Here is a 15857-nt window from a genome sequence, read left to right as displayed (position 1 = left end):
CCTCAGCGCTCAGCGGTATTCCGGATTTTCGAAGTCGAATCGGGTGCCGGCTTTCCAGCCTTCGGGCAGGTTGCCGTACGCGGGGATGCCGCCGGCATCCTTGAGCATCCGGGCCAGGTGCAACAGGTTCCACGTCATGAAGGTGGTGTTGCGGTTGGTGAAGTCACTTTCCGGGCCGCCGGAGCCTTCGTCAAGGTAGCTCGGCCCCGGTCCCACCGCACCGATCCAGCCCGCATCAGCCTGCGGCGGGATGGTGAAGCCGATGTGCTGGAGGCTGTAGAGCACGTTCATGGCGCAGTGCTTGATGCCGTCCTCGTTGCCGGTGATGAGGCAGCCGCCCACCTTCGGATAGAACGCCCACTGGCCCTTGGAATTCAGCTCGCCGGAGTGCGCGTAGAGACGCTCGATCAGTTTTTTGGTCTGGGACGAGTTGTCCCCCAGCCAGATCGGGCCCGCCACCACCACAATGTCCGATTCCTGCACCGCCGGGTACAGCGCGGGCCACTCGTCGCTCGCCCAGCCGTGCTCGCGCATGTCCGGGTAGACGCCGCTGGCAATGTCGTGGTCCACCGTCCGGATGACGCTGGTGGCGACGCCCTGCTTCTCCATGATCCTGCGGCTGATCTCGATCAGGCCCTGCGTGTTGGACGTCTCCGGGGATTTCTTCAGGGTGCCGTTGAAGAAGACTGCCTTGAGGTCGCCGTACGTGCCGGGTCTCGCCGCGTCAGTGCCGGTTTCATTTGCGGTGCCACTTGCTGTGTCGTTCACTGTGGTGCTCCCTGCGTTCGCTGCGGACAACGGAAATCCAGTGAGACCCCGGCTTCGGCCGGACGTGCGGTTCAGCCGACCTTGCTGAGGATGGCGGAGGCGTGCGCTTCCAGGCCGCCGCCCGGCGTCGAGCCCTTGCCGGCGGCGACGTCCCAGCGCCAGAGCAGCTTGCCGTCGACCAGGCCGAAAATCCGTGTTGCCGCGGTGTACTCCTTGGAGTGGCTGCCGCGCATCACCATGTCGGTGCTGAGCTGGATCTGCGGTCCCTTGATCTGGCCGTAGTAGAGCTCGGAGATCCCGCCCGGATGCGAGATGGAAACGGAAATGTCGAAACCGCCCTCGCTGTTGCGCAGTTCCTCGACCTCGTCGGCGCTCTTGAGCACCGGGACGATGTCGGCCGGAATGAGCCCGGGGCCGCCGTCCTCCTCGCGCTGCTTGCGCTCAAGGGCCCAGAAACCGGTCTCCACGGTCAGCGGCCGGAGTTTGGTTCCCTCGTCGTCCGTCAGCCACGATTCGGCCCGGTACTGCAGGTACGGCAGGCCGTTGTGGGTGAAGGAGACGTGCTGGAGGAAGTGCTCCGAGTCCTCTTCCCCGGCGCCGAGCCGGCCGCGGCCCTCCCACTCACCAATGAGCCAGGACAGCGGAACAAGTTCGGGGGTCAGATCTGTAGGAATTTCAATCGGCACAGCAGCTACCTCTGGAAACTACGGGTTCTGGACGCTTAGCGGCTTTTTACTTCTGGCCCTTGAAGAGCCGGTACACCACGAAGCCGGCAAACCAGGCCATGGAAAGGCCGGCGACGGCAAGCAGGACAAGGAAGAAGATCTCAAATGCAAGTACGGACATGATGCCATCCTAACGCGTTAGTGGAGGAGTAGTTTGTCTATGAAGTAAGCCAGCGAACCGACCGCGGAGACGGGCGCCAGGCCCATGCTCAGCACGGCCGGCAGGTTCAATGTAGCGCCCCGGATGATCACCAGCCGGCGGAAGCTGACCAGGACGGCCCCGACCACGATCCCGACGAGGGCGGCCGGCAGCACGGCGATGTCGGAGAGCACGAGGCCGGCCAGCGGGCCGGCAAGCCCTGCCCCGACGATGCCGAGCGGAGCGACGATCCGGTCCGGCCAGCGGATCAGGCCCGCCATCAGGGCGATCGCCGCGCTGATGGCGGCAACGAGCAGCATTTCCCTGACCCCGTTGAAACGCGAGCAGGCGATCCAGCCGGCGCCGAGGCAGGACAGCAGCACGCCGGCGCTGGACCCCAGGGTGGACTCCAGCCGCTGGGCCTGGCCCGTGCCGCGGATCAGCTGCATGACGAAGATGGCCATCACCCCGGCCGCCACGAATGCTGGCGTCCAGTTCAGGAACCCCGGCGCGGGCAGGTAGGTGGCGGCCACAGCGGAGCCGATTCCGGGGAGGCCGATCAGGGCGGCGAGGGTCTTCTTGGCCGGGATGCCGAGGAAGTGCGGCCAGCCAATGCCGACGCAGGCCGCGGTGAGCACCGCGACGGCCAGCAGGACCTCAGGCGCGGAGTAAGCCCCGGCAATGATCGCGGCGAGTCCGGCCAGGCCGATGACGCCGACACTCCAGGACTTCACAGTTCCCCCTCCAACGTCTGTCTCAAAGCCCTCCCCAGCAGGGCACCCGGAACGCGGTCCCCCACGATCAACTTAGCCACGATCAACCGGTACCTTCGCTCACTGCGGACCCGTTGGGCCTGCTCGACTCGCCGGGCTGGAGGCCCTGACGGATCAATCCTGCCCTATGTGAACGTTTTGTGTCGCAAAAGGGCCAAGCTGGAGCGGCGGAACAGTGCCTGTCGGGGGCCGTTTGGGTATACTCAAAGCTCAGCTACGCTTCCTCCGGCAGCCGCAGGCAGGTCACCGTCCGGAAGCTCAGTACCGGCCGGTGAGAGCCCGGCTCAGACGCCCAACGATGCGCGGACACCCCTTGGAGGAACCATGTCGCACATCCTGCTACTGACGAACAGCACCGGGTCATCGGTGGATGTCCTGCCTGCGCTGGAACTGCTTAATCACCGCGTCCACATTCTTCCCGCTGAGCCCACGGCCCTGCTCGAGACCGACCCGTGCGACATCGTGCTCCTCGACGCCCGCAAGGACCTGGTCGGCGCCCGCTCCCTCACCCAGTTGCTCAAGGCGACCGGGCTGAGCGCACCCCTCATGCTGATCCTGACCGAAGGCGGCATGGCAGCGGTCTCCTCGGCCTGGGCCGTGGACGACATCCTGCTGGAGTCGGCCGGGCCCGCGGAAGTCGAAGCCCGCATCCGCCTCGGCGTCGCGCGTGCCCTGCCGGACCAGGACGACACCCCCACGGAGATCCGGGCGGCCGGCGTCGTCATCGATGAAGCCAGCTACACGGCCCGGGTCAACGGGGCGGCGCTCAACCTGACGTTCAAGGAATTTGAACTGCTCAAGTACCTCGCCCAGCACCCCGGCCGCGTCTTCACCCGGCAGCAGCTCCTGACCGAGGTCTGGGGCTACGACTACTACGGCGGCACCCGCACCGTGGACGTCCACGTCCGGAGGCTGCGGGCAAAGCTCGGCGCCGACCACGAGAACCTGATCAGCACCGTCCGCAATGTCGGATACCGCCTGACGCTGGTCCGGCAACCGGATGAGGAACTCACCGAGGCCTGAGCGGCTCCGCCCACCGCGCTGGCCCGTTTCGAACACAGAAAAGCCCCGGACTCAACAGTCCGGGGCTTCCTTACGCCGCTTGGCGCTGCAGTGGAGGACATACGGGTCGAACGTATCGAGGCCACCCCAGTGGTGGATCCCCCTCGCATCCATTCAACGTTTCGAACCGTTGAGCCGGATGAGATAACGACTATACGTGCCCCGAACGGATGCATCAAATCGACGCGGCCCCCACCCGCCGGCGGGCAGCGGACGTATAGCCTTGCATCATGAGTCCTGCGCATCCGGAAAACTGGCCCGTACTCACCCTGCAGGGAGCTGTGGACGAACAGCTGCTGCGGGACGTCAAGACGCTCGTGGCGGCCGCCGAGGAGTCCGACGGCAACCCGCCGCTGTCCGAGCAGACCCTCGTGACGCTCCGCGCCGCGGGCGCGGGCCCGCATTCCGTGCTGGCCTTGGCCCTCTACTCCCCCGACTATTCCCGCGAGGACTCCGGCGTGGATGCCGCTGCCCCCGGCCACGCCGGATCACCACACCCGGGCCGGGGCAACGACTTGGCGGGCTTCGCCGTCGTCGTCGAGGAGGCGGACGGCACCGGGGTGCTGGAGGTGGCCGTCCATCCGAGCTACCGCAACCAGGGCGTCGCAGACCGGCTGGTCGGGGAACTCCGGAAGGTGCGCGGCTTCGCGGGCCTGAAGGCGTGGTCACACGGCAACCATGAGGCCGCCGCTGACCTGGCCGCCCGCTACGGCTACGCCCCGGTGCGCGAGCTGTGGAAGATGCGGCTCGCCACCGCGGCCTCGGAACTGCCCGACGTCGCCCTGCCCGACGGCGTGTCGCTGCGCAGTTTCGTGCCCGGCCGGGATGAGGAGGCCTGGCTGGCGGTCAACCGGGCCGCCTTCGCCCACCACCCGGAACAGGGAAATATGAGCCGCGCGGACCTGGACGCCCGTATGGCCGAGCCGTGGTTCGACCCGGCCGGCTTCCTGCTCGCGGTCGACGCCGACGGCCGGATCCTCGGCTTCCACTGGACCAAGGTGCACCCCCGTCACGGCGAGCACCCGGCAATCGGCGAGGTCTACGTGGTCGGCGTCGCCCCCGAGGCGCAGGGCACCGGCCTGGGCAAGGCCCTGACCGTGGCCGGCATCAAGCACCTGCAGCAGCAGGGCCTTCACGCCGTGATGCTCTACGTCGACGCCGACAACATTCCCGCCGTCGCACTGTACCGGCGTCTGGGCTTTTCACGCTGGGATGTGGACGTCATGTATGCCCCGCTGGAAGGGCAGTAGCCGGGCCGGCGGCCGGGCACCCGGCCGGGGTCGAAACCTGGGCTCATCCGGATCTGATTCCTTGTAAGGTTGAAGCTAAATCGCGCCAGCATTAGGAGAGACCATGCAACGGGAATCTGCCCGGACAGCCACGTCTGAAGCCGCTACGCCGGACAAGGCTGCGCGTCCCGTGCGGGCGCGGTTCGGTTCCTCCGAAGTGCCCGCCTCCCGCGCCACCCAGGACCGGATCGACATCCCCGAGTTCGCCCCCAACCTGGAACCGGAAGGCGACATCAGCCCGGACCGCTTCCTGGACCGGGAGCTGAGCTGGCTCGCGTTTAACTCACGCGTCCTGGAACTCGCCGAAGACCCCAACCTTTACCTGCTGGAACGCGTCAGTTTCCTCTCCATCTTTGCCTCCAACCTGGACGAGTTCTTCATGGTCCGCGTCGCCGGCCTCAAGCGCCGCATCGCCACCGGCCTGGCGGTGCCCTCCCCCGCCGGCCTGAGCCCAATGCAGGTCCTGGAACAGATCGGCGACGCCGCCCACCGGCTCCAGCAGCGCCACGCCAGGGTCTACGCGGAACAGATCCGCCCCGCGCTGGCCTACGAGCACATCCACCTGATGCACTGGGAAGAACTCGACGACCAGGCCAAGGACCAGCTCAGCGCCATGTTCGCGGAAAAGGTCTTCCCGATCCTGACGCCGCTGGCCGTGGATCCGGCCCACCCGTTCCCGTACATCTCCGGGCTCTCGCTGAACCTCGCCGTCGTGGTCCGCAACCCGGTCAGCGACAAGGAGCTCTTCGCCCGCGTCAAGGTCCCGGACCAGCTGCCGCGGCTGATCTCCATTGACGGCCCGCGCGCCGGCTCCGTGCCCGGGCGGGTGGCCCGATTCATCGCGCTTGAGGAAGTCATTGCCGTCCACCTGGACCAGCTCTTCGCCGGAATGGAGGTGCTGGAACACCACACCTTCCGCGTTACCCGCAACGAGGACGTCGAGGTCGAAGAGGACGATGCCGAGAACCTGCTGCAGGCCCTGGAGAAGGAACTGCTGCGCCGCCGCTTCGGCCCGCCGGTCCGGCTCGAGGTCACCAACGACATCAACCCCAACATCCGGGCGCTGCTGATCCGCGAGCTCGGCGTGGAGGAATCCGAGGTCTACTCCGTCCCGGCCCCGCTGGACCTGCGCGGGCTCTCCGTGATCGCGGGGATCGACCGCGCGGACCTGCACTACCCCAAGCATGTGCCGCACACGTCCCGGTACCTCAACGAGTCGGAGACCTCCAAGGCAGCGAACGTCTTCGCGGCCATGCGGCGCCGGGACATCCTCCTGCACCACCCCTACGATTCCTTCTCCACCTCCGTGCAGGCCTTCCTCGAGCAGGCCGCCGCGGACCCCAAGGTGCAGGCCATCAAACAGACCCTGTACCGCACCTCCGGCGACTCGCCCATCGTCGACGCCCTGATCGATGCCGCGGAGGCCGGCAAGCAGGTGCTCGCCCTTGTGGAGATCAAGGCCCGCTTCGATGAGCAGGCCAACATCTCCTGGGCCCGGAAGCTGGAGCAGGCAGGGGTGCACGTGGTCTACGGCATCGTGGGCCTCAAGACCCACTGCAAGCTCTCGCTCGTGGTCCGCCAGGAAGTCGACGGGCTGCGCCGCTACTGCCACATCGGCACCGGGAACTACCACCCGCGTACCGCGCGCTATTACGAGGATCTCGGCCTGCTGACGGCCAACGAGCAGGTGGGCGAAGATCTGTCGAAGCTGTTCAACCAGCTTTCCGGCTATGCACCCAAGTCCACCTTCAAGCGGCTGCTGGTTGCTCCAAGGTCGGTGCGCTCCGGGCTGATTGACCGGATTGAAACGGAAATCCGGAACGCCCGGGCGGGAATCGCCGCCCGCGTCCAGATCAAGGTGAACTCGATGGTGGACGAAGCCATCATCGATTCCCTCTACCGTGCCTCGCAGGCCGGGGTGCAGGTGGACGTCATTGTCCGCGGCATCTGCTCCCTGCGTCCCGGCGTCCCCGGACTCAGCGAGAACATCACTGTGCGCTCCGTCCTGGGCCGATTCCTGGAACACTCCCGCGTCTTCGCCTTCGCCAACGCCGGAGACCCGGTGGTCTACATCGGCTCGGCGGACATGATGCACCGCAACCTGGACCGACGGGTGGAGGCCCTGGTGCAGCTCAGCAGCGGGGACGACACCTCGTATGTCCTGGACATGCTCCGCCGCTACATGGATCCGGGTACCGCCAGCTGGCATCTGGACAACAGCGGCGAATGGGTCCGCCACCACCTCGCGGAGGACGGCACCGCCCTGCAGGACGTCCAGTCATGGCTGCTCGCATCGCGTTCGCGGCAGCGCTCGGCGAGCCTGCGCTAGGGCCTCCGGTTGTGAGCAGCGATTCACTGGTCGCGGACCAGACCGACCATCCCGGCGAGGCCATAGCCGTCGTCGCGGCCGGCGCCCTGCCGTGGCGCGTCAACAAAGACAAGCTTGAGGTCCTGCTGATCCACCGCCCGCGCTACGACGACTGGTCCTGGCCCAAGGGCAAGCTTGATCCGGGCGAGACCGTTCCCGAGTGCGCCGCCCGCGAGGTGGAAGAGGAAATCGGCCTCAAGGCTCCCCTGGGCATCCCGCTCCCGCCCATCCATTACCACGTGGCAGCAGGCCTGAAGGTGGTGCACTACTGGGCGGTCGACGTCGACGGCGCCCCGCTCCGCCCGGATGGCAAAGAGGTGGACAGCGTCATGTGGTGTTCGCCGGAGAAGGCCGCCGGCCTGCTCAGCAACCCCAGCGACCGGGCCCCGCTGGAGCACCTCGCGGCAGCACACTCCCGCGGCGAACTGGACACCTGGCCGCTGCTGGTGTTGCGTCATGCCAAAGCCAAGCCGCGCTCGTCCTGGTCCAAGGCCGAGGGCGACCGTCCGCTGGCTGCCACCGGGACACGCCAGGCCCAGGCCGTGGGCCGGCTGCTCCAGGCCTGGAGCCCGTCGCGGGTGGTGACGAGTCCCTGGCTGCGCTGCGTAGCCACGGTCGCGCCCTATGCCAAGGCCGTCGACGCCAAGGTGAAGCTGCATGAATCACTGACCGAGCACCTGCACGGCCGGAGCCCGCACAAGACCGCCAACGTCGTCGAATCCCTGTTCGACAAGGGGCGCCCGGTGGCACTGTGCACGCACCGCCCCGCACTGCCCACGGTCTTTGCGCAACTGGGCAAGCACATGAACTCCCGGCTGCGGGCCCTGCTGCCCTCAAACGATCCATTCCTCTCGCCCGGGGAAATCATCGTCTGCCATGTCTCGCACAGCAAGGGCAAGGTCGTGGCCGTGGAGCAGTTCCGGCCCTTCGACGACTAGGGTCCTTGACCCCGGCGTCCCCCGGCCCTAGTTTGTATCAAGTACTTGGTACATAACTGCGGGATCTTTGGGGGATTTCATGCCGGGCGAGTTCTACTTTCCATCGATGCTGCTGTTCGGCCCGATCATCGCCGCCGTGCTGGTCTACGCCGTGCTGCGCTGGGTAATCTGGGCGCCGGATACAGGCACCTCCCCGGCATCGGTGTCGGAACACGCATTGTGGGTGGGGGTCATCGGCTGGCTGGCGAGCTCGCTGCAGGGCGCCATGAATCTGGGCATCATTCCGGCCGACCCTTCCGCCGGCGGCGCCATGACGACCCCCGCGACGATCCTGCCGGCCCTTACCTGGCCGATCCTGGGTTGCCTGGGCGTACACGCGCTCGGCCAGGTCAGCTATCCGGGGCCGCGGCGAATGCGGCGGCAGACCGTCCTGTCGGTCCGGCGGATCCGCGACTTCCTGCCGCACCGGCTGGCCGCGGTCACGGCGGCCGTCTTTGCCGCCGCCGGCGCGCTCATCGCGTGGACCGCCACGCTCCCGGGGTTCGCACCCGTGCCGCCCACAACCGGGGCGGACGGCCCGTACACCCGGCAGACGCTGGGCGTTGACGGCCGTATTCCCGGGGTTGAGCTAGCCGCCTGGCTGGGCGGAGCCCTGGCCGTCCTGGCCGCCGGGACGATGCTGGTGCTGTGGCTGATTGCCAGCCGCCGCCAGCTGGAGGCCCTCGACGCCGGCGACAATGCGGTGCTGCGCACCATCGCCATGAACCGCCTGCTGCGGACCGCTTCCATAGTGGCTGCGGGGCTGGGCGTGATCGCAGGCAACTTCGCAGCGCGGCCGGACCCGTCAACCGGCGTCTCGTCCTGGACGAATGCGGCCGGCCTGGCGGGCATGGGTGTCCTCTTGATGATGTGGTTTTGGGGGCCGCCGCGGCTCGCGGCCGCCGGGCTGGGCGCGCGCAACCGGCCGCCTGCAGGACTGCAGGCCGGCGGCCAGCACCCCGCGGCCCGGCTGGTCTCGTCGCTGGGTCCGCTGCTGGGACTCGCGGCGGCGGTGCCCCTGCTGGCGGGGGTCTTCATCGTCCCCGGATTGACCGCCGCCGCGGCGGGCTTCGGAATGGCGGGCTTTGCTACCCTGATGGCGGCCGCGGTGCTGGCGGTCATTGCGGCCGGCGAGCTGCTCCTGCAGCGCAACTACGGCGACCCGGGAGCGCCGCGCAACTGGCCGCGGCAGCCGGTTAGCCCGGCAATGCTGACCACCGCCGTCCTGGCCCTGCTGTCGTTCCTGCTGGCCCTGGCAGTCACGGCGGTCGGTCAGGAACGGCTCTATGGCGAGCCGGACTGGGTTCCGCCGGCCCTCCTCGCGACCGGCGGCGCGCTTGCCTCGGTGCCGGCTTTCCTCGCCGCCAGGCACCGGCAGGGGGTCCCCGGTCTTGCCGCCGGCATGGACGCCGCGCTGCGCGCCGTCGCGATCCACCGGACCGTGCGGACCCTCGCGGCCCTGTTCACCGCCCAGGCCGCCGTGTTGCTGCTGACCCAGGGGCCCGCGTGGGCTGCCTTGTTTGCAGCCGAATCCTTCGGGGGACCATTCAATCCCGACGCCAACACGTGGTGGCCGGCGACCCTGGCCGGCGCGGTCCTCGGCACCCTTGCCACCATCATCGCCCTTATCCCCGTCGCCGGCCCCGCGCGCAGCCCGGCCGGACCCGTGCCGCGGCGGGACAAGGAGCCCGCCGCGTGACCGCGGGAATCTCCATCGACCTCCGCTCGGCCACACCGCCGTACGAGCAGATCCGGGCGCAGATCGCCTCGCTGATCGTCATCGGGGCGCTTCCGCCGGGAACCCGGTTGCCGACCGTCCGGCGCCTCGCCGCAGACCTCGGCATTGCGGCCGGAACCGTCGCACGTGCCTACAAGGAGCTCGAACAAGCCGGGCTGATCCAGACCGGGCGCCGCAACGGAACCGTCGTCGCCGGCCCGGTCGGCGGGGACGGCCCGGGTGGCGCCCTCGGTGATGCTGTCCCGGCGCGGCCGGCGGCCGGACCGAACGCCGCGGTGATCGCCGCCGTCGACCGCTGCATTGCCGCGGGCCGCGCGGCCGGCCTCGACGACGGCGCGTTGCTCGCCGTGATGCGCGCCCGGCTCGGCCAAAGCCATGAATACGGCGAGCAAGACTCTTCTCAGTAGACTGGGAGCGTGAGCATCCCAACGCCCTACGAAGACCTGCTGCGCGATGTCTTCGAGCACGGCACCCACAAATCGGACCGCACCGGGACGGGCACCCGCAGCGTGTTCGGCCGGCAACTCCGCTTCGACCTGGGCAAGAGCTTCCCGCTCATCACCACCAAGCGCGTGCACTTCAAGTCCGTCGCCGTGGAACTCTTGTGGTTCCTGCGCGGGGACAGCAACGTGAAGTGGATGCAGGACCAGGGCGTCACCATCTGGAACGAATGGGCCGACGCCGACGGCGAACTCGGCCCGGTCTACGGCGTCCAGTGGCGCTCCTGGCCCACGCCCGACGGCGGGCACATCGACCAGATCGCGGAACTGGTGGAGAACCTCAAAAGCAACCCCGATTCACGCCGCCACATCGTCTCGGCCTGGAACGTGGCAGAGCTCAAGAACATGGCCCTGCCCCCCTGCCACGCCTTCTTCCAGTTCTACGTCGCCGACGGCAAACTCTCCTGCCAGCTGTACCAGCGCTCCGCGGACACCTTCCTGGGTGTGCCCTTCAACATCGCCTCCTACGCCCTGCTGACCTGCATGCTGGCCCAGCAGACCGGGCTGGAACCGGGTGAGTTCGTCTGGACCGGCGGCGATGTCCACATCTACGAGAACCACCTGGACCAGGTCCTCACGCAGCTGGGCCGGGAGCCTTACGAATATCCGCAGCTGAGGATCACCCGCCAGCCGGAGTCCATCTTCGACTACACCCTCGAGGACTTCGAGGTCGTCGGCTACCAGCACCATCCAACGATTAAGGCCCCGATAGCCGTATGAGCAACGAGACCAGCAACCCCACGGATCCCGTCGATTTCACCGAGCAGCTCCGCGGCACCGTCACCGGCCTCGGCCTGGTGTGGGCGCAGACCAGCACGGGAGTGATCGGCCAGGCCGGGACCATGCCGTGGCACCTTCCAGAGGATATGAAGCACTTCAGCCGGCTCACGGCCGGGCACCCCGTCATCATGGGGCGCAAGACCTGGGATTCCTTCCCGGACAAGTACCGGCCGCTGCCCGGCCGGACGAACATTGTCATCACCCGGCAGGAAGGCTGGGGCGGGACCCCGGAGGCCGACGGCGCCTTGGCGGTCAAATCCCTCGACGACGCCTTGCTGGAGTCGCAGTTCGCGTCCGGTCCCGAGATGGTCTGGATCATCGGCGGCGGCGAGATCTTCACGCAGTCCCTCGACCTCGCCGACGTCGCCGTCGTGACGACCATCGACACCGCGACGGAGGGCGACACCTTCGCCCCGGAACTCGGCTACGACTGGACCGCGGAGGCCAGCCTCCCGCCCGACGGCTGGCTGACTGCGGCGAACGGCACGCGGTACCGCATCACCCTGTGGCGGCGGACGGAGGCCAAATAGTGCTGCGTAAACCGGAAATCCTCTTTGTCCTCGGCTACATGCTGCTGCCCCTGCTGGCGCTGCTGTCCGCGATCGTGGGACTGACCATGATCCTCGGCGGCAACAAGATCGCGGGCGCGATCGTGCTCGTCGTCGTCACGCAGCTGTTCGCTTTCGGCGCCATGTTCGCCCTGCGCCGGCGCAAGAGCGCACTGCTGGCGGAGCCCGACGGCGAGTAGCGGCACCGGCCGCGGCTCCCGCCGGTGCCGGCGGATGGGGAGACCACCCCATCGCGCGATCCCGGCGGCACGGCTAGATTGGGGCCGGTCAGATTCTTTGGTCTGGCTGTAATGAGCTGGAATGCACTTGGTCTTGGCAGTGGCCCGTTAGGCTGTTGCCCGTAAGGGGGGATGCCATCATGGCAGGTAACGTGTGGGGCGCCGACGTCGCCCAGCTTCGGTCGCTCGCGCAGCACTTCGGCAAGACGTCGGAAACGCTACTGCAGCAGTCCTCGGTCCTCACGTCCACGATCAACAACAACACCTCGTGGAAGGGCGCCGACGGCGCGCGCTTCAAGTCCGACTGGAACGACACCCACCGTGCCTTGATCCAGCAGACCGCCCGGGCGCTGAAGCAGCAGTCCAAGGTACTCCTGACCCAGGCCGACGAGCAGGAGAAGGCCAGCAACGCCGCCCCGGGCTCCGGCGGCGGCCCGCTGGGCCCCCTCGGCCACGGCGCCGGCCCCGGGGCGTGGGCCGTGGCCGGCGGCATCCTCGCCGGCGGAGCCGCCCGCCTCAAAATGTTCATGGGGATCCAGAAGAACTTCAAGACCCCGCTCACCCTGGCCAAGCAACTCGGACAGTACGGCTGGGTCTTGAAGAACGAGCGGGATGCACTGTCCAAGGCGTTCTTCACCACCGGCCGTCACCGGTTGGGGGGACCCGGATTCACCGCAAGCAACCTCTTGCGCAGCGACCCGCTCAAGGAGCTGCTCACGGCATCGACGAAGTCCAGCAGGGCCCTCGGCCTGATCGACAAGGCCTCGGACATCGCGTCGCTCAAGGACCTCAACAAGCACATACCCGGGCTGTCACGTCTGGCGCCGCTGCTCGAAGAGCGGCAGCTCTTCGGGGCCAACAAGAGCTGGGACTGGCTCGGGAAGTCAGGACTGTCCCGCACTCTCGGCTGGGCCGGAGTCGGATTCAACGCCGTGGACACAGTAAAGAGCTTCGCGGACGGCGACCTCAAGGGTGGCGCCGCCAGCCTTGGCAAAACGATGCTCGGCGTCGGATGCTTCATGCCGCCGCCTGCCGGGACCATCTGCCAGGTGGCGAGCGTGGGCGTAGCCGTTTACGAGAACTGGGACACCATCAGCAGCGTCGGCAAGAACGTCGGGGAAGGCATCGTCGACGCCGTCAAGGATCCGGGCAAGTTCGTCAGCGATGCCGCTGACAGCGTCAAGGATGCCGGCGAATCCGTGGCACACTTCTTCGGCTTCTAGATTAGGAGAATCACATGACAGTTCAGGATGAAACTGCCTACGAGCCCCGGCTCGGCGTCGATGTCATCGGCTTCGGCATCGGGGAAATCGCGTACCTGCTTGATGTTTTCGAGGGACCGGCCCGTGACCGTTCCGTCAGCGTCTTCCGGGCTGAAGAGATGGTGGACGACGTCACTCTGGCGACCGCCGGCGCCTCCTCGCTCCTTGCACGGGACCTGGCCACGGTCAACGAGGAGGGAGAGCTCGGCGTGACCGGTGTCGCCGCCGCCGTCGCATCCGCTTTCGGCCACGCAACCCACTGGACGGAGGTGTCCCTCCTGGCACCCGAGTCGATGGACAACGTGCTGCTCATCGAAGCCCCCGACGTCGCGCTGATGCTGCAGCCCCGGCTGCTGGGCACCTGGTTCGTGTTCGCGCAGGACCCCGCCATCAGCTCGGCCGAGGCTACGCTGCGGCTGGTCAAGCAGCACGCCGCAGAAACCCCCGGCGGCTCTGCCTATTTCGTGTTCAAAACCCTCACTGCCGAGACCCGTCTGCTGGTGCGCCGGGAAGGCGAAACGTGGACGACCGGCGTGCCCGACTTCGAGACGGATGAGGTCGTGGAAACCGCAGGCCTGGACGACGCCGCGCTGCTGCGGGCGATTGAGGAGTCCCGTGGACAGGCATAATCAGAACACCCCCCAGGATCCCGCCCGCAACGGCGCGCAAGGAGAGCCTGAGCGGGGAGCCGGGCCAGAGCGCCCGATCCGCCGCAGGGCGGACAACGGGGATCTTGTCGCTTACAGCGCCGAAGAGTACGGGGTCCGCAAGGATGAAGGCCTCGGCGTGATCAAACCCGTCAATAGCGCCAACGGCATTCTCTTCCTGGCTATCCTGCTGACGATCGGAATGGGAGGGCTGGTCTACTTCGTCGTCCAGATCATCAGGCAGGACGCCTGGCACATCGCCGGCGAGGTCTGGTGGGTCTTTCCCGCCTGCATCTTCCCCTTCGCCGCTGCCTGGTTCAACTACTTCAAGGAACGCAAGGCCGAAAAGCTCCGCAAGGCCGGCAACCTGCCGCGGCCGGTCGAGTAGCGTGACGGAGGAACCGCCCCTCCCCTTTCAGTCGCGGAGCATGCTGAATTTTCCCGACGTCGCCGAGGGCCCGACGATCTCGTCGAATGCTGCGCAGGCCTACGGCACCGGAGGTAATCTCCTGAAGCCGCGAGGGTCCCGTGGCGAGGCGTAGCCGGGACGTGCCCCAGGAACGCGGTTACACACCGCCGCCGGCCCCGGAGGCGCCCGTGAAGCACCGGATGGCCGAAAATGGCGAAATTGTCAGCTATACCGACGAGGAATACGGCGTACGCAAAGACGACGGGCTGGGCATCATCAAGCCGTTAAACGCCTCCGGCGGCCTGCTGTTCCTGGGCCTGTTGATAACCGCCTTCTTCGGACTGATGCTCTACGGCGTGGTCCAGATGGCCGTCACCGACCAGTGGCACATCATGGGCGAGATCTGGTGGATGTACGTGCTGGTACTCTATCCACTGTTCGCCGGCTGGGCCGGCTACTTCAAGGAACGCAAAGCCGAGAAGCTGCGTAAGGCCCGCAACCTGCCGAGGCCGGTCAAGTAGCTTCTCCGCAGGTAAAAAGTTCCGTGGCCCGGTGGGCGCGACGGCGTCCTCTGAAGGGCCGCTGGCAACCGTCTTCCCGAGCAGATCCGCACCGTTAGTCAGGACGAACTGTGAGCTTCGATCGCGAGCGTGAACGCCGCAACGACGACGTCTATGCCGAGCACAAGGAGGCGCTCGCGCGGGGCGAGAAGCGCGTGCTGCGAAAGACCGACACAGGCGAACTGCACAGTTACCCCGCGGACGAAATCGGGTTTTCCCCCGGCCGCGGCCAGGTGCAGGTCCGGTCCTGGTGGGGCATGGGAATCCTTGCCGCCGTCATGGGGCTCTTAGTCATTCTTTCCGGGGTGATCCTGCTGGCCCCTGTGGGCCGCGGTGAGCAGCCTTTCTGGGGAGCACTGTTCCTGACGGCATTCGGCGGTTTCGGAGCCTGGTATACCTTCGGCATGGCAAGTGACGAGTACCGGGCCAAAAAGCTACGGACGGAGCGGCAGGCGCCCGAGCCTGGAGCCGGGCACATCTCGCAGTAGTTCGCAGGGCCGGGCATCGCTCGCTCGCATAACGTACCCGACTGCGAATGCGTCATCCACACCATCCAGAAGGTAGAACCACGTGCCTACAGACACTGACAACCACCAGCACGACGAAGAGATCCGGGCCCGCCATGAACGGGCAGTGGCTGCCGGGGAGAAACGGTTCCTGACCAGGACCATGGACCACGGGCGACTGCACTCCTACGCCGCGGACGAGATCGGCTTTGCCCGCGCCGGGTCCGGCCCGATCGTCGCCACGGCGTCCGGGATGGTCCTTCTGGCGGCCGTGTTCGCCGCGGTGACCGTGTTCTCGATTTTCCTCGTCGCCGCCCCTACCTCGCGGGGCGAAAGCCCGCTGTGGGGCGCTCTCGTGCTGACCGTGGTCGGCGCCTCGGGTGTGCTCTACGCTGTTCGGCTCGCCGTCTCCGAATTCAAGGCCAGGCGCATCCGCCGCGAGCGCGGCCTTCCGGAGCCCAGCCCGCGCCAGCTGAACTGATACGGGACGTTGCCGAGCCCTGCGGGAGGGCCGACGTACCCACGTGACGTAACCGGCTGCGGGCCAGGCACCGCAAAGTCTAAACT

The 15857-nt window shown here is 67.4% G+C and carries 18 protein-coding genes; 15 read left to right on the top strand and 3 right to left on the bottom strand.

Features of this window, described 5'->3' with window-relative positions; translation table 11 throughout:
- Positions 1-9 precede the first annotated feature (9 nt).
- From AC1DBD_RS02610 to AC1DBD_RS02600, 3 genes are all read right to left on the bottom strand, one after another.
- Entirely contained in the window at positions 10-768 is a 759-nt protein-coding gene (locus tag AC1DBD_RS02610) for a flavodoxin family protein (protein WP_441417012.1), read from the bottom strand.
- Between the two features lie 71 nt (positions 769-839).
- Positions 840-1454, bottom strand: coding sequence for a nitrobindin family protein (locus AC1DBD_RS02605; RefSeq protein ID WP_441417011.1), 615 nt, complete (start codon positions 1452-1454; stop codon positions 840-842).
- A 177-nt stretch (positions 1455-1631) separates the two neighbouring features.
- On the bottom strand, positions 1632-2366 hold the full coding sequence (locus tag AC1DBD_RS02600) for a permease (protein WP_441417010.1): 735 nt from the start codon (positions 2364-2366) through the stop codon (positions 1632-1634).
- 363 nt (positions 2367-2729) lie between these two features.
- Here AC1DBD_RS02600 and AC1DBD_RS02595 point away from each other — a divergent pair, with 363 nt between their 5' ends.
- The 15 genes from AC1DBD_RS02595 (at position 2730) to AC1DBD_RS02525 (ending at position 15771) form a co-directional block, all read left to right on the top strand.
- The gene (locus AC1DBD_RS02595) at positions 2730-3428 is read left to right on the top strand and encodes a winged helix-turn-helix transcriptional regulator (protein ID WP_175321149.1); all 699 of its coding nucleotides are present in this window, start codon (positions 2730-2732) and stop codon (positions 3426-3428) included.
- Between the two features lie 269 nt (positions 3429-3697).
- Positions 3698-4717 carry a mycothiol synthase gene (gene mshD / locus AC1DBD_RS02590; RefSeq protein ID WP_476892107.1) on the top strand — a complete coding sequence of 340 codons (1020 nt, stop codon included), beginning with the start codon at positions 3698-3700 and terminating at the stop codon, positions 4715-4717.
- A gap of 103 nt (positions 4718-4820) precedes the next feature.
- Complete coding sequence (locus tag AC1DBD_RS02585) at positions 4821-7085, top strand: RNA degradosome polyphosphate kinase (protein ID WP_441417008.1); 2265 nt, start codon at positions 4821-4823, stop codon at positions 7083-7085.
- An 11-nt stretch (positions 7086-7096) separates the two neighbouring features.
- Positions 7097-8062: an NUDIX hydrolase gene (locus AC1DBD_RS02580; protein WP_441417007.1), complete on the top strand. Its 966-nt coding sequence runs from the start codon at positions 7097-7099 to the stop codon at positions 8060-8062.
- A 79-nt stretch (positions 8063-8141) separates the two neighbouring features.
- Positions 8142-9800, top strand: a complete 1659-nt coding sequence (locus tag AC1DBD_RS02575) for a hypothetical protein (RefSeq protein WP_476981363.1) — start codon at positions 8142-8144, stop codon at positions 9798-9800.
- Positions 9797-10246 carry a GntR family transcriptional regulator gene (locus AC1DBD_RS02570; RefSeq protein WP_441417005.1) on the top strand — a complete coding sequence of 150 codons (450 nt, stop codon included), beginning with the start codon at positions 9797-9799 and terminating at the stop codon, positions 10244-10246. Before AC1DBD_RS02575 ends, AC1DBD_RS02570 begins: the two co-directional genes overlap by 4 nt.
- A 9-nt stretch (positions 10247-10255) precedes the next feature.
- Positions 10256-11059 carry a thymidylate synthase gene (locus tag AC1DBD_RS02565; RefSeq protein WP_476892104.1) on the top strand — a complete coding sequence of 268 codons (804 nt, stop codon included), beginning with the start codon at positions 10256-10258 and terminating at the stop codon, positions 11057-11059.
- A complete protein-coding gene (locus AC1DBD_RS02560; protein ID WP_441417003.1) occupies positions 11056-11649 on the top strand; it encodes a dihydrofolate reductase in 594 nt (197 codons plus the stop codon). The genes AC1DBD_RS02565 and AC1DBD_RS02560 overlap by 4 nt, the downstream gene beginning before the upstream one ends.
- A complete protein-coding gene (locus AC1DBD_RS02555; protein WP_441417002.1) occupies positions 11649-11867 on the top strand; it encodes an NF038396 family protein in 219 nt (72 codons plus the stop codon). The genes AC1DBD_RS02560 and AC1DBD_RS02555 overlap by 1 nt, the downstream gene beginning before the upstream one ends.
- A 179-nt stretch (positions 11868-12046) precedes the next feature.
- Complete coding sequence (locus AC1DBD_RS02550; RefSeq protein WP_476981362.1) at positions 12047-13129, top strand: WXG100 family type VII secretion target; 1083 nt, start codon at positions 12047-12049, stop codon at positions 13127-13129.
- A gap of 14 nt (positions 13130-13143) precedes the next feature.
- Positions 13144-13797, top strand: coding sequence for a hypothetical protein (locus AC1DBD_RS02545; protein WP_476892102.1), 654 nt, complete (start codon positions 13144-13146; stop codon positions 13795-13797).
- The gene (locus tag AC1DBD_RS02540) at positions 13784-14203 is read left to right on the top strand and encodes a hypothetical protein (protein ID WP_476981361.1); all 420 of its coding nucleotides are present in this window, start codon (positions 13784-13786) and stop codon (positions 14201-14203) included. Before AC1DBD_RS02545 ends, AC1DBD_RS02540 begins: the two co-directional genes overlap by 14 nt.
- Positions 14204-14364: 161 nt before the next feature.
- Complete coding sequence (locus AC1DBD_RS02535; RefSeq protein WP_476981360.1) at positions 14365-14745, top strand: hypothetical protein; 381 nt, start codon at positions 14365-14367, stop codon at positions 14743-14745.
- A gap of 110 nt (positions 14746-14855) precedes the next feature.
- Positions 14856-15272 (top strand): hypothetical protein, encoded by a 417-nt coding sequence (locus AC1DBD_RS02530; RefSeq protein ID WP_441416997.1) that lies wholly within the window; start codon positions 14856-14858, stop codon positions 15270-15272.
- 82 nt (positions 15273-15354) lie between these two features.
- On the top strand, positions 15355-15771 hold the full coding sequence (locus AC1DBD_RS02525; RefSeq protein WP_441416996.1) for a hypothetical protein: 417 nt from the start codon (positions 15355-15357) through the stop codon (positions 15769-15771).
- Positions 15772-15857: the final 86 nt, after the last annotated feature.

The sequence above is a fragment of the Arthrobacter sp. 10T419 genome, assembly GCF_056394105.1.
This window is presented reverse-complemented; position numbering and strand designations above follow the sequence as displayed.

What these genes read in the sequence shown, in the direction of transcription:
- AC1DBD_RS02595 (WP_175321149.1), top strand. Translation starts at nt 2,730, where the DNA reads ATGTCGCACATCCTGCTACTGACGAACAGCACCGGGTCATCGGTGGAT.
- mshD (WP_476892107.1), top strand. Translation starts at nt 3,698, where the DNA reads ATGAGTCCTGCGCATCCGGAAAACTGGCCCGTACTCACCCTGCAGGGA.
- AC1DBD_RS02585 (WP_441417008.1), top strand. Translation starts at nt 4,821, where the DNA reads ATGCAACGGGAATCTGCCCGGACAGCCACGTCTGAAGCCGCTACGCCG.
- AC1DBD_RS02575 (WP_476981363.1), top strand. Translation starts at nt 8,142, where the DNA reads ATGCCGGGCGAGTTCTACTTTCCATCGATGCTGCTGTTCGGCCCGATC.
- AC1DBD_RS02560 (WP_441417003.1), top strand. Translation starts at nt 11,056, where the DNA reads ATGAGCAACGAGACCAGCAACCCCACGGATCCCGTCGATTTCACCGAG.
- AC1DBD_RS02550 (WP_476981362.1), top strand. Translation starts at nt 12,047, where the DNA reads ATGGCAGGTAACGTGTGGGGCGCCGACGTCGCCCAGCTTCGGTCGCTC.
- AC1DBD_RS02545 (WP_476892102.1), top strand. Translation starts at nt 13,144, where the DNA reads ATGACAGTTCAGGATGAAACTGCCTACGAGCCCCGGCTCGGCGTCGAT.